Raw genomic sequence first — 23,497 nt, 5'->3', positions numbered from 1 at the left:
ACTATCCATTCAACCACGAAAGCCCTTCTACGACAATCGATTCGGCGCCTTTCCCACACACTTTTCACAATCCATCTCACCCACCTGTTCCACGATGCGAATGCACCAGCGTGTCTCCGCGCGAGTTCCGGCCCGTTTGCAGTAACCCGCATCATCCATTGGAAGCCCCTACCTGCGGATTATCCCCCGCATAAGCCCATCGCTGACGCATCCCGCTCCAACTCCTGACAACGTACGCATTCTCCAATCAATTCGCCACCCATTGCCCCATCCCAGCTCTCCCCTCCACCAAACCGTCCCAGTGAACGCATTCGCCCCAATCCGTACCCACCACGTTCACAACAACCCGTCCCAGTGAACGTATCCGCCCCAATCCGCACCCGGAACGATCGCAAACAGACTACTTCACGAACATATCGCGTATGCCCCTCCCCCAACAAAAGCATCCCCACCCCCATCCCTCTTGACCAATTCATACGGCGTCCTTTTCTAATCTCCAGAAACAACTCTGGTATAGGGCCACGTGATATCTGCATGAGGATGTTCCGCTAGCCATTTTTTCACGTTAGGCAACTCAGCAGGAACTTCTGCATCATAACGGTACCTGATCTGCGGTAACGAGCAGTTTGTTGCTTCAGCCGCAGCAACGAAGTCCCCCTCTCCCGCCGCTGAATCTGCAAGTTTCCATACATCCTCAACAGTCTTCACCAAGCGAGGACCGCCCTTGACGAAATAGGAGGCATGTGGCAACGGCGAGATGGCCTTGTCATAACGCCGCTGCCAATCAGCTTCAATCTGCTCAAACTCATGTTTGAGCTCCTTGCTGCGCAGAAGCCGCTTGAACAGATTCCCCTCACGTTCGGACGCAAAGGCGCTCCATTCCGGCTTCCTACCGGCCACTTTTAGGGCGAATGCCTTCCGGTCCCTTTCCGTGACCTTGCGCAATGACAGGAATGTGTTCCAAATCAGTTTAAGACGCAGATACCTTTTCCCATCCTCCGTCTGTGCCCACATAGCCAATCTTGCTTTGTTTCCTCTCGATATCTCCTCCTCTATTCGTTCTGACATCGTCTCCACTTCATCTCGCAAATCATCCAAATCGCTCCGCAGACCGTCAATTTCATTCTGGAGCTCATCCAACCGCGTATTAAAGTCATCCATCAGTGTTCCGCCTTCGCTTCCTCTTCTTTCACACAACCGGGAGGAGAACCGTTCTCCCTCGGCATCGAAGTTCATCGCCTTTAATCTAACCAGAACTTTCGTTAACCAAACTCCACAATGCGTAGCCGGTGCTCTCTGGCAACGAGCAGTCATATCTACTCCTTATACGACGCCTGTTCGAATCGGCGCAATAGGCATCCCATAGGAGTCTCTGTCTCCAATCCGCTTCCGTCGCGCTTACCACAGACCGCCCCAGTGAACGTTTCCGCCCCAATCCGCACCCGGGACGATCGCAGACAGGTCTCTCAGCGAACGTCTCTGCATCAATCTGCACCCGCCGTAATCGCGGCGGACTGGTCTAGCGAACATCTCACACGCAGATCTCCCCTACGATGATCGCAAGCGCCGACGGTTGCGATCATGTCGGCTGCGAGAGCGCACCGGCATGATCGCCAAATCGACCCGCAGAACCCGTTACCGACGTACGGGAACCCCGGCTTCGCGCAGTTTCCGTTGCAGCATCGCCGTATTGTTCAGGTCCTCCATCCGGATGCGCACCACGGTATGGACGCCGGCACGCTTCAGGCCCTCGACCCGCTCGCGTTCGTCGTCGATGATGCCGCCGAGCGAGCGCCCCTTCGTCATCTGCGGATCGGTTGTACTTGACGAGCCCATCGAGCTCGACGACGATGATCGCGCCATCGGTGCAGAGCCACAGAAAATCCACGCGGTAGGTGCGCCCGGTCTGCGGATCGACGAAAACCACCTGCATCTGCGGCACCGCGAACCCGCATTGGACGAATCGGGCCAGCGCCTTCGCCTCGCCGCCATTCTCGACAAGCGGTGTCGCATATTGGAACACGGCCCGCGGCGCCTTGCCTATCTCGCCGTTATGCGCCGCGCATCCGATGATCGACGTCAGTTCCACACCGTTGTGCAGCACGCAGCACACGACCTGCATCGCGGCGTCGAACGGCGGCATCCGCGCGCAATCGACCGCCGTCCGCTCCGGCGTCGTCACCTTCACGCCATCTACGCGGATGCACAATCCGGCACCCGAGCGGATGCGGTGCATGTGGCGGCTGTCTCCTTTCCCATTGCGCATCGTGCACATCACATCGACCTTGCCGCTTCGCAGCGCCTCGTTCACGGTGCGGTAGTCGATCCACAAGCCGAGTATGCATGCTGCGGCGACGCCGCCGAAGACCCAATCGGAATGAATCTGCGCGAGGCCGCGGACCAGATGGCACATCTGCTCAATCGGCGTCAGCGCCTCCCAGGTCGTGCGCCATATGAACAATCCGGGCATCAGCGACACGATCTCACCCGCTCTGCGCCGCCGCATCAACGCCTGCCGCACCCCATCATTGGTGGCGTGCAGGCATCTGCGCGCCGCCTCCGCCTCATCCAACTGCTGCTCCATTGCCGCATGTCTGCGCATGATAGCTCCTTTCCACACATTCCCCCGCACTCCATCGGCGGGATATGAGCCCATACGCTAGCCGCTCACCACACCACGCCGCCACCTGCGCCGGCACCTGTGTACGGATGCCCCCGTTGTCCACATTCCCTCCCCGGCGAACCGCTCCGCCGAGCGGCGCACCCAATCTGATCGCAACAGCATACCTCAGCGAACATCCCCGCCACATATCGCACCGCTGATGATCGCAACCGCACAACCCAGCGAACACCCGCGCCACACACCGCACCCCGGATAATCGCAACGCGGCCATAGCCGCCATCCGCGCACAGAAACACACGAAGCGGAGCGACCGAAGACCGCGTCCAAACCACAAAACGGCCCACCGAAAACACAGAACGGCCGTGGGCGGAAGCGTCAGCCTCCACCCACGGCCGTTCAGACTACATATACACGCGCGGACAACCAGCCGCCCGCGGAGGACTAGTCCTCGTTCTCCTCGACGTGTTCGATCTGCACCTCGAGGGTTTCTGCGTCGTTGAGCGCGTCGTGGATCTCCTCTTCGGCGTTCGTCGCCGCCACGGCCGCCGCCGCGATCTGCGCGAGCTTCTGCTTGACGGCGTCGGACGACCCCTGCGGCACCGACGCGCCACGCGCGGACGACGTCCCGCGCCCTGCACCATGCGCACCATGCGCACCATGCGAGCCGGAGCCGCCGTGCGCTTCGCTGCCGTGGCCGTGCTTGTTCGTCTTGACGAACGGGTCGCCGCCCTTGAGCGCATACGGATCGTCGTAGTCCCCGGAGATCGTCGGCTCGTCATGCACGATGAATCCGCGCCCCTTGCACGTCGGGCACTCTTCGGAGAACGCTTCGACGAGTCCCTGACCTATGCGCTTGCGCGTCATCTGCACCAAGCCCAGCGACGTGACCTCGGCCACCTGATGCTTCGTGCGGTCGCGCGCCAGGCACTCGACCAAACGCCGCAGCACGAGGTCGCGGTTCGCCGGCATCACCATGTCCACGTAATCGATCATGACCATGCCGCCGATGTCACGCAGACGCAGCTGCCGTGCGATCTCCTCGCTCGCCTCGAGGTTGCAGCGCGTCACCGTCTCCTCGAGCGACTTGCCACGGCCGATGAACCGGCCGGTGTTCACATCGATCGTCGTCATCGCCTCGGTGCGGTCGATGACGATCGATCCGCCGGACGGCAGGTACACCTGACGTTCCATGCCCTTGCGCAGCTGCGAATCGATCTGCCACTTGTCGAACACGTCCTTGCCTTCGTGCTCGGCCGGATCCCACTTCTCCAGCTTTGCGCTCAGATCGGGCGCCATTGTATCCAGATACTGTTCGATGCGCTCATAGACGCTGTCGCCTTCGACGATCATCTTGCGGAAGTCGTCGTTGAAGATGTCGCGCACGACGCGGATCGCCATGTCCGGCTCGCCCTGCAACAGCTTCGGACGCTTGCCGTGGCGGAATTCCTCGAACTTCGTCTGGATCTGCTCCCACTGATGCGTGAGCTGTTCCATGTCCTTGACGATCGCCTCTTCGGTGGCGCCCTCCGCGGCCGTGCGGATGATGACGCCCATGTCCTTCGGCGCGACCTTCGACACAATCGACTTCAGGCGGCTGCGCTCACGGCTGCTCAGCTTGCGGCTGACGCCGGTCATGCCGCCCAACGGCACGAGCACGAGGAAGCGGCCGGCGAGCGTCACCTGACTCGTCAGACGCGCGCCCTTATGGCCGATCGGATCCTTCGTCACCTGCACAAGCACCGGATCGCCGGAGCGGAACGCGAGTTCGATGCGCCGCGGCTGCCCTTCGAGACGTGTCGTGTCCCAGTTGACCTCGCCCGCGTACAGCACGCCGTTGCGCGCCTGGCCGATGTCGACGAAGGCCGCCTCCATGCTCGGCAGCACGTTCTGCACACGGCCGATGTAGATGTTGCCGACCGTCGCGACCTCCTGGATGTCGGAGACGTAATGCTCGACGAGCACGTTGTCCTCGAGCACCGAGATCTGCGTATGGCGTTCGCGCTGACGCACGACCATCAGTCGGTCGACGTTTTCGCGGCGGGCGAGGAAGTCCTGCTCGAGCAGCTGGTTCTGCCGGCTGCGCTCGCGACGGTTGTCACGACGGCGCTGCTTCTTCGCCTCGAGACGCGTGGAGCCTTCGACGTCGGTGATCTCGTCGATGTACTGCTGCTTGCGCGAACGGTGCGTCGTCGTCTCCTCTTCGGCGTTCTTGCCGCCACGGCGACGACGGCGACGACGCGTGACCGTCGTCTCCTCGTCTTCCTCGTTGTTCTCTTCGTTGTCCTTGTCGGCGTTCTTGTCGTTCGACTTCGTCGACTCGGCGTCGGACTCCTGCGAGCGGCGACGGCGACGGCGACGCGTGCGCATCGACGTCTCCTCCTCCTCGTCCTCGTCCTCGCCGTGCTCGTCGTTCGCCTTCTTCTTCGCGTTGCGCGCGATCGCGTCGTCGATCGGCGCATACGTGATGTCGTCGAGCACGAGGTCCTCTTCGATCTGCTCGACTTCGGCCGCCGCGCGACGCTCCTGCGCGTTGAGACGACGGTTCGATCTGCGCGAACGGCGGCGCGTCGACGTCGTCTCCTCTTCGCCGTCGGGGTAGTCGCGAACGGTCGTCTCCTCGCTCGTCTCGGTCACGTCGTCGGCGTCGGACGACTCATGCGCGGCCGATGCACGACGCGAGCGGCGGCGGCTGCGCGGCGCCGGCTCCTCGTCATCGTCCTGCGACTTCGCGCGGCGCGAGCGACGCGACGTCGTCGGCTCCTCATCGTCCTCGTCAGCGGCGGACGACGCGCGACGCGAACGGCGGCGCGGCGCGGACTCGTTCTCATCGTCGGAGGCGGAGGCACGACGGCGACGGCTGCGCGGCGCCGGCTCCTCGTCATCGTCATCAGCGCCGTTGCGGCGGGAGCGGCGGTCGTCGTCCTCATCGCCCGGCAGCGGGATGACGGGCTCCTGGAACAGCAGCGACGTCATCGGACGCGAGGCGCGGCGGTGCGACGTGCGGCCGGATTCGCGATTGGCGTCACGGTCGGCGTCACGGTCGTCATTGTCGACGAAATCGTCGAGCGCGTCGACGACGTCGGCCGCGGAACGGCTGCGCGACGACGACGTCGCACGTGTACGGCGACGCTTCGGTTCGCCGTCAGCGGAATCTTTGTCGTCCTTCGACGACGTGATCGCCGCGGCCGGCTTCGACGCGGGCAATGCTGGCACGCTCGGCTCGCGGAACAGCGGCGCGTGCTCCTCCACCTTGAGCTCGACGGAGGCGTTCGCGGCGCCGGCGTCACGCACGACACGGCGGCCGCGACGACGCGGCGCCGGCTGCGCGGCAACGTTTTCGGGGGTCTTCTCTGTAGATGCGGAAGTTTCGTTCGCGACGAAACGATCAGTCAAATCGGGCACCATGCTCCTAACGGCGCGCCATGCTGCAATCACGGCGCAGACGTCCTGGCCCCATGCGTTCTCACGCCATACTCTCACTACGGCCGCGCGGGTCGCGCACGCTGGTGGCAATCCAAAAGTCGATTCAAGCGAAGGCGGACACCGGCGCTCGCGGTTTACGATCCCGTTCTTCCGGGTTCAACGCGAGGGGATCAACGCCATCGGTTGTTGGGCGATTTTTGCAGAAAACCGCCACGTCTCAGTATGACACAACTCATGGTCGAATGTGCGACGGCGTGGGTGGATGTGCGCGGCGGCGGTTCGCGGACCCCGCGTCCCGGAACGTCGACGGGGCCGATGAAACTGGACGGAAGCGGGCCTTTAGCGTCCCGACCCATCGAACCAGCCGACGAACCCACCCGCAGCGTCCCAACCCATCAGGCCAATCGACGAACCCACCCGCAAAACGGCCCTTTAGCGTCCCGACCTGTCGAACCAGCCGACGAACCCACCCGCGAATCAGCCTGTTAGCGTCCCAACTCATCGAACCGGCCGACGAAACGGGACGCAGCGTCCCGAACCATCGGCACAGTCGACGAAACCGGACGCACCCCAGTCCCCCAGCGTCCCGAACCATCGAACCAGCCGACGAACCCACCCGCAGCGTCCCGAACCATCCGGTCGGACGACGGAACCGGACGGAAACAGGCCCCACAGCATCCCAATCCGTCGGCGCGGCCGACGAATCGGGACGGAAACAGGTGGTTTTGCGGGTTGGGATATCGACTGCACCGACGAAACGGGACGCGCGGGTCAGTTCAGCCAGTCGGTGAGGATGCCGGCCATGAGCGTGAGGTCGGTTTCGGGCAGCTGCTCGTCATGCTTGTGCGCCAGCAGCGGACTGCCGGCGCCCAGATTCACGGCGGGGATGCCGAGTTGCGAGAAACGCGCCACATCGGTCCAACCGAGCTTCGCCAGCGGCTCACGGCCGGTACGCTCACGCACAAGCGCGACAAGCGACTGCACGAGCGGATCGTCCATGCCGGGACGCGCGGACGGCGACTCGTCCTTCATCTCGATGCCGAAACCCGCGAACACGCCGCCGGTCGCGACATGCTCGCCGTTGCCGAGTTCGGCGCCGCAATCGGCCCCCATCATCAATGCCTTCGCCTGTGGCAGCGTCTTGTTCGGAGCGAAACGGTAGTTCACATGGACACGGCATTCGCCGGGGATGACGTTCGTGCCGTTGCCGCCGGAGATCAGCGTCGCGTTGAGACCCTCCTGATACGTCAGGCCATCCACGTCGACCGCCTTGTTCTCATAGGCGTTCAACCGGTTGAGGATTTCGGCGGCCTTGTGGATCGCGTTGTCGCCCATCCACGCGCGCGCCGAATGCGCGGCCACGCCGTGCGCGACGACGTCGAAACGCATCGTGCCGTTGCAGCCGCCCTCGATGCCGCAGTCGGTGGGTTCGCCGATGATCGCGAAATCGCCGGTAATCCAGTCGGGATGCGCCTCGACGACCTTGCGCAGGCCGTTCTTCTCGGCGGCGACTTCCTCATGGTCGTAGAAAACGAAGGTCAGGTCGTACTTCGGGTCGGTCAATGTGGCCGCAAGGAACAGCAGCACGGCGTTGGAACCCTTCATGTCGGTCGCGCCGCGCCCCCACAGCACACGTTCGCCCGGATGGGCGGCGGCGACGTCCCCGCGGATCAGCGGATCGCCCGGTTCGAGCCACAACGGCGGGAAGTTGTCGATGACCGGCACCGTGTCCAGATGTCCGGCGAGCACGACGCGATGCTCCTTGCCGAAGTCCGTGGTCGCGACGAGCGTATCGCCGTGGCGGCGCACCGTCAGATGCGGCTGCGCGCGCAGGAACTCCTCGACCATATCGGTGAGCGGGCCTTCGTCATCACTCACCGAATACACGCTCATCACCTGCGCCATCAGATCGTTGAGGTTCCGCTGGTCGCCCGCGGACGGGTCGATAACGATGGAGGACGCCGGAGGAATCGGAGTCGCGGTGGTGGAGGAGGCGGGCGACGTGTTGGAGGCGGAAGCAGTAGGTGCGGAGTTAGCAGTCATTGAAATCTCCAGATACAGAACGATTCATAGTCGGTTTGCTCGCACATATCGTAACAGCTGGGTCAGCGACACGGTCGGCGCGACCGCAGTGCGGGCATACGGGCGGCGACACAGCGCGCCGGGTCTTCTGGCGTCCGCGATTGCCGGCGGCGGCGACGGAATGGGACGGAATCAGGTCCCTTCGCGTCCCGAACCGTCGACGCACACGACAAATCGGGACGCTACGGGACGGTTCATCGACACGGCCGATGGAACCACCCGCGGAACCGCCCGTTAGCGTCCCGGTTCATCGACAGCACCGACGGAACGGGACGGAAACAGACTCCCCAGCGTCTCGAAACATGGACGCGTGCGACGGATCGGGACGCAATCAGGCTCCCCAGCGGGACGGAACGTCGACGCGCACGACGGAGCGGGACGCTACGGGACGGGACATCGACACGGTCGACGAAACCACCCGCGAACCAGCCACTTCGCGTCCCGGCTCATCGGCGGCTCTGATGGAACGGGACGCAAACAGGCCCGTTTGCGGGACGGAACATCAACATGCCCGACGGAACGGGACGCTACGGGACGGTTCATCGACACAGCCGATGGAACGGGACGGAAACAGTCCCCTTCGCGGGACGGAACATCGACACGACCGACGGAACCACCCGCGGAACGACCCCTTAGCGTCCCGGCTCATCGACAGCACCGACGCTACGGGACGGTTCATCGACACGGCCGATGAGTCAGGACGCGAGCGCGCGCCCGTTTTGAAACAAATGACGCGCGATGTGGGAGGGAGGTGACACACTGAGTTGGGCATACGAGCATACGAGCATACGAGCATACGAAGCACAACAAAGCACAGCAAGGCACAAACGGAAACACACGAGTAAAGGAGCGTCATGGCGGGCTTGATCAGCGCGATGGAAGGTTTCTGCGTCATCGGCATCGTGATCGCGGTCGGCTATGTCGCCGCACGCATGCAGATTGGCGGCCCGCAGGCGCAGTACGTGCTCAACCGCTTGAGCTTCTTCGTCGCGAGCCCCTGCCTGATGTTCGATATCCTCGCCGACGAGAAGCTGGGCGAGATCTTCCATCCATCGATTTTCGTCGCGTTCTTCTCGGCGCTCGCGGTGGGCGTCATCTTCCTGATCCTCAACGCGTGCTTCTTCCATCTGAAGGCGCCCGACGCCACGATCGGCGTGCTCAACTCGCTCTACCTGAACTCGAACAACATCGGTCTGCCGATCGCCACCTACATCCTCGGCAACCCGGCGCTTGTCGCACCGATTCTCGTCATGCAGCAGGCCGTGTTCACGCCGATTGGCCTGACCGTGCTCGATGCGACGACGAAGGGCAAGGTCTCGGCGAAGACGATCCTCAAGCAGCCGCTGCATCAGCCGCTGCTCATCGGCACGATGCTCGGCATTCTCGTCTCGCTGCTCAACGCGAAGTTCGGTTTTGCAATCGTGCCGGACTACATCCGCAACCCGATCAGCATGATCGGCGCGTCGGCGGTCCCGATGATCCTGATGGCGTTCGGCATGTCGCTGCACGGCACGAAACCGATGCAGAACAAGAGCAACCGTCCGGCGATCGTCACCGTCGCCGTGCTGAAGAACGTCGTGATGCCGATCATCGCATTTCTGCTCGCCTACTTCGTGATGGGCTTCCGCGGCCCGGTGCTATACGCGTGCGTCGTGCTCGCCGCGCTGCCGACCGGCCAGAACGTCTACAATTACGCGGCCCGTTACAACGTGGGTCTCACCTTCGCGCGCGACGGCATCCTCGTCTCGACTGTGACGAGTCCGATCTTCATCGCGATCATCGCCGCGATCCTGAGCTGACAGCGGAGCGGCGTGCCGATACGCGCGTACTTGCGCGATCCTCGGCATGGAACCACGATTGGCGGCCGCGTCTTCCACGGCGTGGGGTCGGAAGGCCTCAGTACGGCCGACGCCACCGGTCATGCCCACGCGTTGTTCCGCAGCGGAAGCCGGAAGATCCCCATCCGAACCGACCATTCCGGAAAGTCTGCATTGAGGCCCCGAGGAGCATGAATGCGGGTCTTACGCAACTATCTCGGCTGAGGAGGAGCATTTTCTCCGAATAGGCCGAGTATCAAGCGGCAAAACGGCATGGCGCAGTGCCTTCGGACGCCGATACTCGTGACTAGCCGAGAAAATGCTCCTCCTCAGCCGAGATAGTCCCGCCGAAGCCGCAGATAGCGTCGCCAACGCCGTCACGATTCCCGTCAACGTCGATCCAGCCCTGCCGAAGCAGACTAGAAGTGCCGATTTTCTCCTCGAGCGCATGCGGCTCGAGCCCGGACCGCCATGCAACAGCAATGTTCGCCATCTTCCATACCCGTCGGCCTCCATTTCCACAAATGACAGCACCCCAGTGATCACGGACGGCTGCCAGCCGGCAGGACAGCGGTCACGCGGAGTCGTCGCCGTGCCGTATCCGGTTGCCCATCGCCGCAATGCCGGCAGCCCCACGGCCGCGTCCACTTCCGACCATTCCGCATCGGTGGGGCGCGTCCCCGTCGTCAGTCGTCGCGGCGACGGCTGACCGTATCGAGACGCGTCGCTGTCCGGTTCGCGCACACGGCGCCGACGCTGACGAGCGCATAGCACAGCGCGATGCCGAGCGCGAACCGCAGCAGCACCGCTGGCTCGGTAAGCGCGGAGCCGAGCAGCGGCAGCATCAGGAACATCGAACATCCGGCCGCCACGATGATGACGGTGTTGAGCGGCGTGAGCACTTCGCTGAATCGCGCACGGCGCAACGTGCGCGCGTCGGTGCCTTCGAGGATGAGCATGTGGTATTCGTCCGCCTGGTCGTACACGCTCGCCGACTGCATGATGCCCGAGCTGACGGCGGCGAGCACGGCCGCGAACAGGAGCGTGAGCGTGCCGCCGAGCGCGATGTCGTGCATCATCATCAGCGATTCGGGATCCGCGTCATCGCCGGCGACAAGTATGCCGCACACCGACGTGACGCCGGCGATGAACACGGCGAGCGCAATGCCGGAGACGTTGCGCCATGCGCGTTTCGGATTGTCGAGTATTCTGCGCATCGCGATCATGACGGCCGCGTTCTTCGGATGGCGGGCGCGTGTCTTCGCGACGGCTGTCACAATCCACGAACCGATGAGGTTGAGCAGCATGAAGCAGCCGCCGATGATGCCGAACACGATCGCATAGACGACGATCATGCCGGCCTGCGCGAACATTTGCAGACTGTTGAGCACGACGAATCCGCCGATGGGTACGACGACGAAGACGATGGCACGCCACCCGCTCGGCATCGCCGACCCCTGCCGTGCGCTGACGCCGAGCGGCGTGATCGCGACGCGGCGCAACGTGAGCAATGCGGAGACGAGCGCGAGCAATGCGACGCCGACGACGGTGCCGACAAGCGCATATGGGCCGACCCACAGCTGTGCAAAGCCAAACCGTCGGTTTTCGAAGGTGAGCGTCATGATGAGCGGCATGATCGCGAAGTAGCCGACGACGCCGATGAGTGCGCCGAGCACCGCCTGGCTGACCGCTTCAAGGGCCGTCAACCGTGTGACCTGCGCCGTCGTCGCGCCGATGAGCCGCAGCGCCGCGAGACGTTCGTCGCGTCGGGTCGCCGCCAATCTGGCCGCCGAACCGGCGAGCGTCGTGAACGGGACGATGAGCAGCACGCACGCGAAGATCGCAAGCGTGACATAGAACTCGCCGTTGGCGCTCATGTTGTCATGCGATGCGCAGCGCGCGGCGTCGAACATGCAGGCCACCGTATGGTCGGGCGACGCGCGCCAGATGAAGCCGTGCAGACCGCCGAGCACGGTGAGGAAGATCGCGGTCGCGGCGGCGAAGGCGATGACGGCGAGCATGCCAGTGAAGTCGCCGCCGCGACGTCCCGCGCACACCGGCTGTGTGGTGGCGGACGACGTGGGCTGTGCGAACGTGTGCGCTGCGGATGTATCAGCCGCCGGCGTAGTCGTCGGTTGCATATCCGCTGCAGCCGCGACCGTGGCGTCGGTGATCGCATCCGTGACCGCTCGCGATGCGTCCGCAGTCTTCGGCAATGCCATGTCCGACGTCGACGCCGCCATCGCCGCGACCATGTTCGATGTCGGCACAACCACCGCAGGCTGTGCGTTTGATTGCGCGTCCGACTGCGCGTCGCGCTGCACGGTGTGCAGCGACCGCGCGATGGCGGCCGGACTGCGGTGGAACAGTCTCCAGAGGGCAAACGTGTTCATCGTGCGACTCCTTGCGAAGGATTGCGCGAATGGTCAACCATTGCGGGCATCGTCGCGCCGCCGACAGCGCCGCCTCGCGGATCGGCTCCGTGCACGAAGTCACGCGCGCGGGCGTCGGCACGCTGTGAAACAGCCGTGCGGGCGCCGGCACCGTATTCCATGCCCCGGCCCCTTCCCCTGTCCCTTCCCCTGTACGGCGAATTGCCCATCCGCTGGTTCGCCGCGTCGAGTACGATGCCGTCGCGCATGTGGACGGTGCGTCCGCAGAAGGCGGCGATGTTCGGGTCGTGCGTGACGAGCACGACGGCGGCGTTGTTCGCGGCCGCCGCCTCCATCAGCAGCTGCATGACGTCATGCCCGGTGTTCTGGTCGAGCGCGCCGGTCGGTTCGTCGGCGAAGATGATCGCCGGGTTCACGCACAGCGCACGCGCAATCGCGACGCGCTGCATCTGGCCGCCGCTCATCTCGCCGGGCCGGCTGAACATCAGATGGCGCAGACCGATGCGATCGAGCCAGGAAAGCGCACGGTCGGTGGCCTCGCGATACGGCATGCCGGACAGCATCAGCGGCAGCGCAACGTTCTCGACGGCTGGCAGCTCCGGCAGCAGCTGTCCCGATTGGAAGACGAATCCGAAGGCCTGACGGCGCAAACGTGTGCGTTCGGCCTCGCTGATGCGATCGATGTCGGCGCCGCGGAATATCACACGGCCGATTGTCGGCTTCGTGATGCCGGCGAGCACGTGCAGCAGCGTCGACTTGCCCGAGCCCGACGGTCCCATGATCGCCACGCGCTCGCCTTCGCCGACGAGAAAATTCGCATGGTTGAGCGCCGGCGGCTGCCCCGGCTGGATTGTGCTGTGCGACGTCGCGTTGTAGTCCATGACGAGGTCGATGCCGTGCAGCACCGGCGTCGGCGCTCCTTGTTGCGTGCGTACGGCGCGCGCCAGGTTCACCGCCGGCGGATTATTCGTGCTGCTTTGCTGTGACGGATTCTGTGCGTTCATAGTTGCCACGGTATGCCCGCTTCTGCGGCGCGACCATCATGCATCGGGATGACTTCGTCTTCGGTCCCGCGCATTCGTCAGCCTTAAGGATGACGCATACGATTGCATCCCGCCCGCGAGCGCCGCGCGCGACTGCACGTACACCATGCGCTGACAACAAGTAAACCGCACAGCTGACAACAAGTAAACTATGCACTGAAACAAGACATGCTTTTTTGTGGACTATCGCTGTAGTTTCATCCCCACGCGTATCCCCCACATGTGGACCATCGGCGCCTTCCCCTGCGATTGCGGCACACCCACACGTTTCTCTCACTCCTGCGCAAAAGCCCGGAATTCCGACCATCTGCGCGGATCAGACTCACCAACCAACATGACATCCATCATCGTGCCCGCATGTGCACACCCGTATCCACTACCAATGTGGACTATCGCTGTACTTTTGTGGACTATCGGCGCTTTCCGTGGAATATCAACACTTTTGTGGACTATCGGCGCCTTTCCACACCGCATGTGGACAGTCGCCTCGCTTTCCCCACATGCGCATCCACATATGTGGACTATCGGCACTTTCCTCCGCTCACGGCGTGCGCGGCACGCACGGCGTCCGCACTGCGCATATCGCGCATACGGTGTGCATGCCATGCACACCGTCCGCATCGCTCATGTCAGATTCCAGCTGACACGATGCAGATCGCTCGGACCATATTCGGCGATCGCCACACGATGCGCCTTCGATCCGTAGCCCTTGTTGTGCGCCCATCCGTAGCGCGCATAGTCGGGGTTCTCCGCGAGCGCAACCATGAGCCGGTCACGCGTCACCTTCGCGAGCACGGCCGCGGCGGCGACCGAACAGCACCGCTGATCGCCTTTGACCTGGGTGATGACGTGTGCAGGCACCGGCACGAGCGGCGCCTCGAAGGTGCCAAGTGCCTTCGTGATGTAGTCGTTCGGCCCGTCGAGGATCGCACCGACGCGCGCATCACCGTGTCCATCGATGCCGAGTGCGCGCTCGACCTCATCGAGTGCGCGCAGTGCGGCCACACCGAGCGCGTGCGAGATGCCCCACTCGTCGATCTCCTGATTCGTCGCCGAACCGATGGCATACGCGTCCACCCATGTCTGCAGCGGTTCGTACAGCGCTTCGCGACGATGTTCGGTGAGCATCTTCGAATCCGCCAGATACTGCGGCACCGTCTGCTGCGCACGGTCGAGATCGGCGGCGCGGAACGCTGCGGCGCCGACCATGGCCGGTCCGGCGAGCGACCCTCGTCCCACTTCGTCGAATCCGACGATGACATCGCATCCATCCGCCGCGATACGTCTCTCGAGCTCAAACGTCGGCACTGCGGAAATGCTCATCCCATCCTCTTTTCTGATCGTTGTTCCGTTCGCCCGATGTTCCAGCCGCCACATTGCACGACCGTCCAGTGCAGCCGCCGCGCGCATCACTTTCACTCTACGCGACCGCCGTCGCGACCGCACGCATCACGCAGTCGGCCGGCATCATCACTGCACGCATCCACGCACCCACGCCGCATAGTCGCCCTGCATCACCGTGCGAGACCGCCTGCATCATCACCGCATGCGACACTCCATGCAATCGTTGCCATGACCGCGCCGTCACAACCGCCGCGCGCAGCCATTCGCCGTGGTTGTCATCACTCGTCGTGATTCACGTGAAACGTCAGTTCTTCGCTTCGCGGAACGGCACATCGGCGAAGACATCGTGATGCGCGCTCAGCCAACCGAGCCGGTTGAGCGGCCAGTAGCGCGCGAAGGCAACGCCGACGATGTCGCTGATCGGCACGAGTCCACTGTCGCCGTCGTTCTGATGGTATCGGGAATCCGCGGAATTCGAACGATTGTCGCCCATCACGAACACATGGCCCGGCTTGACGGTCACTTTGAACGGGAAGGCGCTCGGCTCGGTGCCCGGCTTGATGTACGACGATTCGTCGATGGCGACGCCGTTGATGACGACGGGCGCTCCGTTGCCGTCGCATTCGACGATGTCGCCCGGCAGGCCGATGAGTCGCTTGATGAGATAATCACTCGAGAACGTGTTCTGTTCGTCGGCGAGCCAGTTCGCGGGATCCTTGAAGACAACGATGTCACCTCGCTTGAGCTTGGTGACACGCGGCACGAGCTTCGTCGTCACGACGCGGTCGCCGGGAAGGATCGTGTCTTCCATCGACCTCGACGGAATGACGTACATGCCGAACAGGAACACGCGCAGCAGCACGACGATCGCGATCGGCAGCGCGCACCACAGCAGGAAATCGCGCACCGTGAACTTCGCGTCCGGCTTCGGCTGGTTGGCATGCCGCGCGCTGTACACGTCGTCGCGGCCGGCGCCGCCCTGCGTCTGCATGGATGCGCCTTCGCCACCCATCCGGCTGTCCTCGGCTGACGAATCGTTGCGCATGGATCTCCTGACTGTTGGCTGCCGTGCTCCCCGCATCCGCACAACGAACGCGCGGCTACGCTGTACGCCATTGTATGACATCGCTGGCATAACGGACGCCCGCATGCACAAGCTCGTCACATTCGGCCACGGACGGAATCTTCAATGCATCATCGACATGTCACCGACAGCGAACGATACGAAAAGAGGATCCGCGGAACACGGATCCTCTGACGACTATGCACACGCGCGATCGTCACTGCAGGATGACGTGCGCGGCCGCACTCACTTGGCGGAGTTGTCGCGGCGCTCGACGATGCGGGCGGCCTTACCGCGCAGGTTGCGCAGGTAGTAGAGCTTCGCGCGGCGCACGCGGCCACGACGGACGACCTTGATCGAGTCGATCGCCGGGGAGTGCAGCGGGAAGCGACGCTCAACGCCGGTGCCGAAGCTGATCTTGCGGACGATGAAGGTCTCGCGCACGCCCGAACCCTGACGGCCGATCACCACGCCGGTGAAGGTCTGGATACGGGAGTTGTTGCCTTCCTTGATCTTCACGTTCACGTCGACGGTGTCGCCCGGACGGAACGCCGGGATCTCGTCGGCCGGCTTCATGTGCTTGGCGTCGAATGCCTCAATAGCGTTAACCATGATGTTCCTCGCTCGCTGCCGCATATCAGCGCAGTGGTTGGGGCGGTCGTCTTCTGGACGCCGCCAGATTTTCGCGGACCGCTGCGGCCCGCGCTGCCGATCCGCCGAAAGTCACGTTCGGCTGGACCCGAAGATGCGCGGGGTTATGCGGCACCCCATGCATCGACACAACGTTCGGTATTGTACACACGGCCATGAACACAACCATGAGCAGCTTCGCGCGGCGATCGTTCCATCCCTGTATGCGGCAGTTGGTGATTGAGGTCAATCACCAACTACGATTTACATCCGTCGTGACGGCAGTATTTGAGTAAGTCCACCTATAAACTGCCATCAACGGCTGCCATCACGGCAATATTCAGGTGAGACCACACACAAACGGCCATCCCCCATCACCCCGACGGCATTCTGTGGGTGGCACACTCACAGGATGCCGTCCACGGCCGCCGAGACGGCATTCTGTGGGTAAGGCCACCAAAAAAGCGCCACCCGCAGCCGCAGGGATGGCATTCTGTGGGTGAGGTCACCAAAAAAGCACCGCCCGCAGCCGCCGAGACGGCATAATTTGGGTAAGTCGCCTACACACTGCCGGCTACAGCCGCATAGGCACAATAAACAGCAAAAGGGTGCACAGCCCGCAGCGGGGCCATGCACCCTATGTATGGATCACGGCTATCTCGGCGGCAACTACCTGACAGCAGACGCCGCCGCAGCAACCGCAACCGCTATCCAGCAGCAACAGCTACCTAAACGGCAGCAGCTAGCAGTAACAGCCGCAACAGCGTCAGCCACCAGCAATGACAGCCGCAGTCGCTAGCCGCACCAGCTGCCGCCGAGAAACCGCCGAGAATCAGAACTCGCGGACCTTGCGGTAGAAGTTGATCAGGCTGCGCGTGGACGCGTCCTGCGCGGCGAGCGCCTCGTCGTTCTGCGAGATCGCCGGCGTGATCTCCTTCGCGAGCTGCTTGCCGAGCTCGACGCCCCACTGGTCGTAGGAATCGAGGCCCCAGACGGTGCCCTCGACGAAGGTGATGTGCTCGTAGAGCGCGATCAGCTCGCCGAGCGCGAACGGATCGAGGCGGACGCCCATGATCGACGTCGTCGGACGGTTGCCGGTGAACACGCGGGCCGGGACGATGTCCTCCGGTGTGCCCTCGGCGCGCACTTCGTCGGCGGTCTTGCCGAAGGCGAGCGCCTTCGTCTGCGCGAAGTAGTTGCCGAGCAGCAGCTCGTGCATGTCCTGGTCGCCGTCCTTGAGCGGGTTCGGCGTGTTCGCGAACGCGATGAAGTCGGCCGGGATCAGCTGCGTGCCCTGGTGGATCAGCTGGAAGAACGCGTGCTGGCCGTTCGTGCCCGGCTCGCCCCAGAAGATCTCGCCGGTCTCGGTCGTCACCGGGGTGCCGTCCCAGCGCACGGACTTGCCGTTGGATTCCATCGTCAGCTGCTGCAGGTACGCCGGGAAGCGGTGCAGGTACTGGTCGTACGGGAGCACCGCGTGCGAGGCGACCTTGAAGAAGTTGCGGTACCAGACGTTGAGCATGCCCATGAGCACGACGACGTTCTTCTCGAACGGCGTGTTCTTGAAGTACTCGTCGATCTGGTGGAAGCCGTTGAGGAACTCCTCGAAGCGGGCCGGTCCGAAGACGATGGCCAGCGTCAGGCCGACGGCGGAATCGACGGAGTAGCGGCCGCCGACCCAATCCCAGAAGCCGAAGGCGTTCTTCGGGTCGATGCCGAATTCCTTGACGCGCTCGAGGTTCGTCGAGACGGCGACGAAGTGCTTCTCGACGGCGTCGGCCTTGGCCTCGCCGGTGCCGTCGATGGCGCCGGAGGCCTGCAGCTCCTCGAGGAGCCACGCACGCGCCTCACGCGCGTTCGTCAGCGTCTCGAGCGTGCCGAAGGTCTTGGAGACGACGACGAAGAGCGTCGTCTCCGGGTCGAGGTCGCGCGTCTTCTCGGCGATGTCGTTCGGGTCGATGTTGGAGACATAGCGCGCCTTGATGCCGGCGTCGGCGAACGGCTTGAGCGCTTCGTACGCCATGACGGGGCCCAGGTCGGAACCGCCGATGCCGATGTTGACGACGGTCTCGATCTCCTTGCCGGTGACGCCCTTCCATTCGCCGGAACGGACCTTGTCGGCGAAGGCGTACATGCGGTCGAGGGTCTCACGGACGTCCTTGACGGTGTCCTGGCCGTCGACGATGTACTTGCCCTCGTCCTCGGCCGGGCGGCGCAGCGCGGTGTGCAGCACGGCACGGTCCTCGGTGTTGTTGATGTGCACGCCGGTGTACATCTGTTCGGTGCGCTCGGCAAGCTTGACTTCCTTGGCGAGTTCGGCGAACAGCTGCAGCGTCTCCGGCTTGATCAGGTTCTTGGAAAGATCGAAATGCAGCGTGCCCGCGTCGAAGGACAGCGCATCCACACGGTTCTCGTCCTCGGCGAACCACTTCTTGAGGTCGACCCCTTCGGTCTGCATGTCGTCATAGTGGCGCTGCAGCTTGGCCCACGCCTCGGTTTGGGTGGCGTCGACTGGAGGATTGATTGCCATTGTTGGTCCTTTCATCATCATCTTCTGCAAAGCGCGCGTGCTGCGATGGCGCCGTCCGCGCCGCCGTCAGTCGGCATACGTTTGCAACGCTTCACAGAACACACACACTACTCACGAAATAAGACAGTGCCGCACGTCGCGCCGGGCGCGATGTGCGACCTCTCATTGCTTAACGACGTTAACCGAAAACGGCGGAACGTCGCCGCCGCCACACGCGCGCGGCGGCTACAGCAGCTCGTCCGCACCCGATTCCGCCAGATGCTTGACCATCGCCTTGACCTCCTGGCTGCGAGCGCGCGGCGCGACGAGCAGCGCGTCGGCGGTGTCGACGACGACCATGTCGTTGACGCCGAGCAGCGCGATCGTGCGGCCGCCGCCGGCGACGATGACGTCACCGGCCGAGTCGAGCGTCGAGACGTCGTCGAGCGAGCCGAGCACCTTGTTGTTGCGTTCGTCGACGCTCGGCAGCAGCGCGGCGACCGAATTGAAGTCGCCGATGTCATCCCATCCGAAGTCGCCGGGGATCATCGCGACGCCGCCTTCGACGGACAATGGTTCAGCGACGGCGTAGTCGAAGGCGATCTTCTCGATCGACGGCCAGTGCTTCGCCATCGCCGCATCGCGATGCGCGCGGAAGTCCTCACGGTGCACGCTCTCGCGCGGGTTCTCGCCCTGCGCGCGCGCCGTCTCGACGGCCGCCTCGTAGGCGCGGTCGTCGTCGACGATCGCGTCGGCGATCGCGTCGATCGCGCGCGCAAGCCGCGGCTTCTCCTTGTGCAGATGGTCCATCAGCACGCTCGCGCGCATGACGAACATGCCGGCGTTCCAACGGTATTCGCCTGTCGACAGATACGCCTGCGCGGTGACGGCGTTCGGCTTCTCGACGAAGCGTTCGACGAGCGTCGCGTCGGGCGCGTCGGGAATCTGCGCGGCGAGCGAACCGCCTTCGTGGATGTAGCCGAAGGCCGTCGACGGGCGCGACGCGGCAATGCCGATCGTCGTGACGTAGCCGACGCGCGCGGTCTGCACGGCCTGGCGCACCGCCTCGATGAACGCGAGCTTGCCGCGGATGACGTGGTCGGCGGCGAAGGATCCGACGATGATGTCGTCGCCGTGGCGGCGCATCAGCACGGCCGTCGCGAGCGCGATCGCCGCCGTCGAATCGCGCGGCGACGGCTCGGCGAAGATATGCTCGGCGCTGAGCTCCGGCAGTTGTTCGCGCACGGCGGCGACGTGGCGCTCGCCGGTGCTCACGCACACATGGTCGATGCCGCAGATCGCGGCGAGACGGTCGAAGGTCGTCTGGATGAGCGTGCGCCCCTGACCGAGCAGGTCGAAGAGGAACTTCGGCTTGCTTTCGCGGCTCAACGGCCACAGCCTCGTGCCGGTGCCGCCTGCGGGGATGATGGCGTAGAAATCGTCGAATCCGTTACTCATGCCGTTCATCTTACACAGTCGCGCAGGTCGCGCGAACGCGTGACGCCTTGCAACGCCTCGCCTCGCGCGGCCTCGCGCATCGCCTCACGCGGTGCCTCCTCGCCGTCCGCCCCCCACAAAAACCCCACGACCATCCCGACGATTTCCCCGCCGGCCACACCGTCCGCGACACGCGCGACACGCGCGTATTGCGCAATCGCCCGGCATCGACTATACTCACCATCTTGTGCACTAAGCACGCCACTTTAGCTCAGTCGGTAGAGCGGCTCACTCGTAATGAGCAGGTCGACAGTTCGATTCTGTCAAGTGGCTCCACTGCCCTAGGCTACACGGCCTAGGGTTTTTGTTTTCCGATCACTCGCGCGCCATCTGCACCGCGGGACGGCCGGAAGACGAAACGGTGCAGTGACGCGCGAGTGGCGTAATTGGTAGCCGCGCAGGATTTAGGTTCCTGTGTCTTCGACGTGTGGGTTCGAGTCCCATCTCGCGCACGCGGACCACCCATCCGTCCCTTTCGCGTATCCATCCGCCCATCCGCGACCGAGGCCACCATGCTCACGCTGCTCCAGCCCATCTCCCTGCTGTGCATCATCGTCGTCGGCTATCTGTTCAAGCGTCGTGGCCTGTTCGGCCCGCGCGACTACCGCATCATCCAGGTCGTGCTGTTCGACCTTGTCCTTCCCGGCGCGATCGTCTACTCGTTCGCGAGGAACCCGCACGACCTGTCGCTGCTGTGGCTGTCCGCCTACGGCTTCGTCGTCGCGCTGATCCCGGTCGTCGTCATCTATCTGGCGACGTCGCGCCACCCGATCGCGTCCCGCGCGTTCCTGATGCTCAACGCCTCCGGCCTGAACATCGGCTGCTTCTGCTTCCCGGTCGTGCAGGCCTTCCTCGGTTCCGCCGCCGTCGTGCCGGCCGCGATGTTCGACATCGGCAACTGCATCATGGTGGCCGCCGGCACGAACGTGATGACGCAGACGCTGCTGCACATCCGCCCCGGGCGCACGCTCGCCGAGCAGGGCGCCGGCGACACGCCGACGCTGCCGTATGAGAAGCCGACCGACCCCGACGCCAGACGCCTCGCGTGCCGTTCGCTGCGCCGCACGATCCTCAAGGGCTTCGTCGGCTCCGTCCCCTTCGATGTCTACGTCGTCATGATCGTGCTGACGGCGATCGGCGTGACGTTGCCCGTCTGGTTCGCCGACCTGTTCGCGCCGCTGGCGAATGCGAACGCCTCCGTCGCGATGCTGATGGTCGGCATGCTGATGGACGTACCCTCCGACCGACGCGACGTCCTCGCCGTGCTGCGCGTCATCGCCTGGCGACTGCCCTTCGGCCTGCTGTTCGCGGCCGCCGCGTGGTTCCTGCTGCCCTTCGACCCGATGATCCGCGAGGCGACGATGATGTGCTGCCTCGCGCCGATCGCCGTGTTCTCGACGTTGTTCACCGACGAGGTGCTCGGCAACGCGAGGCTCGCCGGCTTCTCGCTCGCCGTGACCGCCGCCATCAGCATCCTGCTGATGACCGGCGCCCACATGCTGATCGCCGCCGGAATGCTGTGAGATCATGTGCGGATATGTGCCGACATGTGCGGCCTGACATGCATGCGGCGCCGCAGCGCCCTGGCGTACAGGCCCGGCGCCCCCATCTGCGCTGAGGGAGAGCAACTTCTCCCGAAACGGCAAGTATGGCCTTCGGCAACCGCGGATTTCCAACGCCGATGAGGCCGGATACCCGCCTACATCGAGGAAGTTGCTCCCCCTCAGCGCAGATAGGCGTCACAGCCGCCGCGCAACGGTCAGCCGAGGACCTTCTTCAGCGTGCGCCTGAGCGCCATGCGCGCACGGCTCACCGGCAGCACGAACTCGCCGACGAGCTCCTCAACATGGCCGTTGAAGCCCTGCTTGAACTCGAGCACGCCGTGGCCTTCGCTGTCCGGATCGTCGAAGACGCCGTCGATGCCGTAGAAGTTGTAGCGCGTGATGCCCTTGTCGAGGCACAGCTTGACCATCGCCTCGTGCTGGATCAATGCGCTCGCATAGAACGGCTTGTACTCCTCGACGCTGCCCGAGTACAGGTAGACGGTCTCGTTCGGATGCGTCACGAACAGCGAGCATGCGGCCGGCAGCATCGCGCCGCGCGCCTTGAGTTCGCGTGCGGCGTCGAGCCGCTTGTGCGCGGCCTTGAGATTGCTCGACTCCTCGTTGTGGCGGCGGCGCAGCTTCGTCGTCTCGCGCTGCGCGAGCTTTTCCCCGAGGCCGGCGACGAGCTCCTCGAGCCGCTGCGCCTTGCGCTGCATCGACGCCTCGTAGGCGGCCGTGTCGATGTAGGCGATGAGGAAATGCGCGCGGTCGCCGAAGGCGTCGGCGAAATCATGGAAGTACTGTTCGCCGCGGTAGGCGAAATGGCGGCGCTGCGCCGTCTGCCGTTCGATGTCGGCGAAGACGTGCAGTTCGTCGGCGCCGACCTCCCTGACGACGACGCCCATCGACCGCGCGCGCTCGATGCTCCACTGCGTGCGCTTCTCATACGACTTGAGCAATGCGTCGGCCGTGTCGTAGGGCGTGAGGTCCTTGACGTACACCCAGCGGTTGATGACGCTGTCGTAGCCGCGGGTGAAGGGCTGATGCTGCCAGCCGAGCCGTTCGAAGGCGCGCAGGTACTCGTCGTGCGGCTCCTCGGTCGGCGTGCCGTCCGAAGCGCGCAGCCGGTAGACGAGGTTCGGCCAGCAGGAGACGCTGATCGCATGGCGGCGCTTCGCGTCGGCGCGGATCGCGTCGCTCATCGCGGCCATCATCGCCGCGTCGTCGGGGTCGCAGACCGGGCCGAGCCAGATCGATCCGGCCATGCCGAAGCGGCTCGGCGTGTAGGCGATCATCGCGCCTGCGACGATATGGCCGTCGGCGTCCCTGAGGCCGACCTGCGAGCAGACGGAGCCGTGCTTCGCCGCGAGCGCCGCCATCTGCGAAGTCTGCTGGAAGTCGCCGAGCGGATCGCTGCCGGACAATGCGTCCATCTCCTGCGCCGTCAGCTGCGTCGCCGTCCATCGTCCTTCGTTCGCCTGCGCCGTCTTCCGTGTCGCCATCGTCGTTCCGTCTCCCCTGTGCTGATC

The 23,497-nt window shown here is 64.1% G+C and carries 14 protein-coding genes, 2 tRNA genes and 1 pseudogene; 4 read left to right on the top strand and 13 right to left on the bottom strand.

The features are described 5' to 3' along the window. Positions 1 to 489 precede the first annotated feature (489 nt). From BCHO_RS03210 to dapE, 4 genes are all read right to left on the bottom strand, one after another. Entirely contained in the window at positions 490 to 1,236 is a 747-nt protein-coding gene (locus BCHO_RS03210) for a hypothetical protein (RefSeq protein WP_152595869.1), read from the bottom strand. Between the two features lie 343 nt (positions 1,237 to 1,579). Beyond that, positions 1,580 to 2,602, bottom strand: coding sequence for a hypothetical protein (locus tag BCHO_RS08740; RefSeq protein ID WP_051354878.1), 1,023 nt, complete (start codon positions 2,600 to 2,602; stop codon positions 1,580 to 1,582). Positions 2,603 to 3,064: 462 nt separating this feature from the next. Then, entirely contained in the window at positions 3,065 to 6,028 is a 2,964-nt protein-coding gene (locus BCHO_RS03200) for an Rne/Rng family ribonuclease (RefSeq protein ID WP_024541058.1), read from the bottom strand. A gap of 789 nt (positions 6,029 to 6,817) precedes the next feature. Next, positions 6,818 to 8,089, bottom strand: a complete 1,272-nt coding sequence (gene dapE, locus BCHO_RS03195) for a succinyl-diaminopimelate desuccinylase (protein WP_081707963.1) — start codon at positions 8,087 to 8,089, stop codon at positions 6,818 to 6,820. Positions 8,090 to 8,982: 893 nt separating this feature from the next. Between dapE and BCHO_RS03190 the strand changes: the two genes are divergently transcribed. Beyond that, positions 8,983 to 9,927 carry an AEC family transporter gene (locus BCHO_RS03190; RefSeq protein WP_024541060.1) on the top strand — a complete coding sequence of 315 codons (945 nt, stop codon included), beginning with the start codon at positions 8,983 to 8,985 and terminating at the stop codon, positions 9,925 to 9,927. A gap of 325 nt (positions 9,928 to 10,252) precedes the next feature. Here the strand turns inward: BCHO_RS03190 and BCHO_RS03185 are convergent, their stop codons facing one another. The 8 genes and pseudogenes from BCHO_RS03185 to BCHO_RS03150 form a co-directional block, all read right to left on the bottom strand. Then, the gene (locus tag BCHO_RS03185) at positions 10,253 to 10,438 is read right to left on the bottom strand and encodes a hypothetical protein (RefSeq protein ID WP_024541061.1); all 186 of its coding nucleotides are present in this window, start codon (positions 10,436 to 10,438) and stop codon (positions 10,253 to 10,255) included. 193 nt (positions 10,439 to 10,631) lie between these two features. After that, positions 10,632 to 12,338 carry an FtsX-like permease family protein gene (locus BCHO_RS03180; protein WP_024541062.1) on the bottom strand — a complete coding sequence of 569 codons (1,707 nt, stop codon included), beginning with the start codon at positions 12,336 to 12,338 and terminating at the stop codon, positions 10,632 to 10,634. A gap of 236 nt (positions 12,339 to 12,574) precedes the next feature. Then, positions 12,575 to 13,219: pseudogene (locus BCHO_RS03175) on the bottom strand (ABC transporter ATP-binding protein); the annotation flags it as partial. Between the two features lie 786 nt (positions 13,220 to 14,005). Further along, the gene (locus BCHO_RS03170) at positions 14,006 to 14,704 is read right to left on the bottom strand and encodes a ribonuclease HII (RefSeq protein WP_029675521.1); all 699 of its coding nucleotides are present in this window, start codon (positions 14,702 to 14,704) and stop codon (positions 14,006 to 14,008) included. A gap of 325 nt (positions 14,705 to 15,029) precedes the next feature. Next, positions 15,030 to 15,770, bottom strand: coding sequence for a signal peptidase I (lepB, locus tag BCHO_RS03165; protein WP_418215004.1), 741 nt, complete (start codon positions 15,768 to 15,770; stop codon positions 15,030 to 15,032). Positions 15,771 to 16,034: 264 nt separating this feature from the next. Then, positions 16,035 to 16,400 carry a 50S ribosomal protein L19 gene (gene rplS, locus BCHO_RS03160; RefSeq protein ID WP_024541066.1) on the bottom strand — a complete coding sequence of 122 codons (366 nt, stop codon included), beginning with the start codon at positions 16,398 to 16,400 and terminating at the stop codon, positions 16,035 to 16,037. Positions 16,401 to 17,250: 850 nt separating this feature from the next. Further along, complete coding sequence (gene pgi, locus BCHO_RS03155; protein WP_024541067.1) at positions 17,251 to 18,948, bottom strand: glucose-6-phosphate isomerase; 1,698 nt, start codon at positions 18,946 to 18,948, stop codon at positions 17,251 to 17,253. 225 nt (positions 18,949 to 19,173) lie between these two features. Beyond that, positions 19,174 to 20,385 (bottom strand): mannose-1-phosphate guanylyltransferase, encoded by a 1,212-nt coding sequence (locus BCHO_RS03150; RefSeq protein ID WP_024541068.1) that lies wholly within the window; start codon positions 20,383 to 20,385, stop codon positions 19,174 to 19,176. Positions 20,386 to 20,624: 239 nt separating this feature from the next. Here BCHO_RS03150 and BCHO_RS03140 point away from each other — a divergent pair. The 3 genes from BCHO_RS03140 (at position 20,625) to BCHO_RS03130 (ending at position 21,947) form a co-directional block, all read left to right on the top strand. Next, positions 20,625 to 20,700, top strand: a tRNA-Thr gene (locus BCHO_RS03140). Between the two features lie 95 nt (positions 20,701 to 20,795). Continuing rightward, positions 20,796 to 20,876: transfer RNA gene (locus tag BCHO_RS03135), tRNA-Leu, on the top strand. A gap of 60 nt (positions 20,877 to 20,936) precedes the next feature. Continuing rightward, the gene (locus BCHO_RS03130; RefSeq protein WP_024541069.1) at positions 20,937 to 21,947 is read left to right on the top strand and encodes an AEC family transporter; all 1,011 of its coding nucleotides are present in this window, start codon (positions 20,937 to 20,939) and stop codon (positions 21,945 to 21,947) included. A gap of 236 nt (positions 21,948 to 22,183) precedes the next feature. Here the strand turns inward: BCHO_RS03130 and BCHO_RS03125 are convergent, their stop codons facing one another. Beyond that, positions 22,184 to 23,470 (bottom strand): aminoacyltransferase, encoded by a 1,287-nt coding sequence (locus tag BCHO_RS03125; protein WP_024541070.1) that lies wholly within the window; start codon positions 23,468 to 23,470, stop codon positions 22,184 to 22,186. Between the last annotated feature and the right edge of the window lie 27 nt (positions 23,471 to 23,497).

The organism is Bifidobacterium choerinum (assembly GCF_000741135.1).
GTDB classification, from domain to species: Bacteria; Actinomycetota; Actinomycetes; order Actinomycetales; family Bifidobacteriaceae; genus Bifidobacterium; species Bifidobacterium choerinum.
The sequence above is the reverse complement of the archived record's forward strand: the minus strand, read 5'-3'. Positions and strand labels throughout refer to the sequence as shown.

Excerpts from the sequence above, each read along its gene's own strand:
- lepB (WP_418215004.1), bottom strand. The coding sequence starts at position 15,770 with ATGCGCAACGATTCGTCAGCCGAGGACAGCCGGATGGGTGGCGAAGGC.
- BCHO_RS03125 (WP_024541070.1), bottom strand. The coding sequence starts at position 23,470 with ATGGCGACACGGAAGACGGCGCAGGCGAACGAAGGACGATGGACGGCG.
- BCHO_RS03180 (WP_024541062.1), bottom strand. The coding sequence starts at position 12,338 with ATGAACACGTTTGCCCTCTGGAGACTGTTCCACCGCAGTCCGGCCGCC.
- BCHO_RS03130 (WP_024541069.1), top strand. The coding sequence starts at position 20,937 with ATGCTCACGCTGCTCCAGCCCATCTCCCTGCTGTGCATCATCGTCGTC.
- rplS (WP_024541066.1), bottom strand. The coding sequence starts at position 16,400 with ATGGTTAACGCTATTGAGGCATTCGACGCCAAGCACATGAAGCCGGCC.
- BCHO_RS03170 (WP_029675521.1), bottom strand. The coding sequence starts at position 14,704 with ATGAGCATTTCCGCAGTGCCGACGTTTGAGCTCGAGAGACGTATCGCG.
- BCHO_RS08740 (WP_051354878.1), bottom strand. The coding sequence starts at position 2,602 with ATGCGCAGACATGCGGCAATGGAGCAGCAGTTGGATGAGGCGGAGGCG.
- BCHO_RS03200 (WP_024541058.1), bottom strand. The coding sequence starts at position 6,028 with ATGGTGCCCGATTTGACTGATCGTTTCGTCGCGAACGAAACTTCCGCA.
- pgi (WP_024541067.1), bottom strand. The coding sequence starts at position 18,948 with ATGGCAATCAATCCTCCAGTCGACGCCACCCAAACCGAGGCGTGGGCC.
- BCHO_RS03190 (WP_024541060.1), top strand. The coding sequence starts at position 8,983 with ATGGCGGGCTTGATCAGCGCGATGGAAGGTTTCTGCGTCATCGGCATC.
- dapE (WP_081707963.1), bottom strand. The coding sequence starts at position 8,089 with ATGACTGCTAACTCCGCACCTACTGCTTCCGCCTCCAACACGTCGCCC.
- BCHO_RS03185 (WP_024541061.1), bottom strand. The coding sequence starts at position 10,438 with ATGGCGAACATTGCTGTTGCATGGCGGTCCGGGCTCGAGCCGCATGCG.
- BCHO_RS03210 (WP_152595869.1), bottom strand. The coding sequence starts at position 1,236 with ATGAACTTCGATGCCGAGGGAGAACGGTTCTCCTCCCGGTTGTGTGAA.
- BCHO_RS03150 (WP_024541068.1), bottom strand. The coding sequence starts at position 20,385 with ATGAGTAACGGATTCGACGATTTCTACGCCATCATCCCCGCAGGCGGC.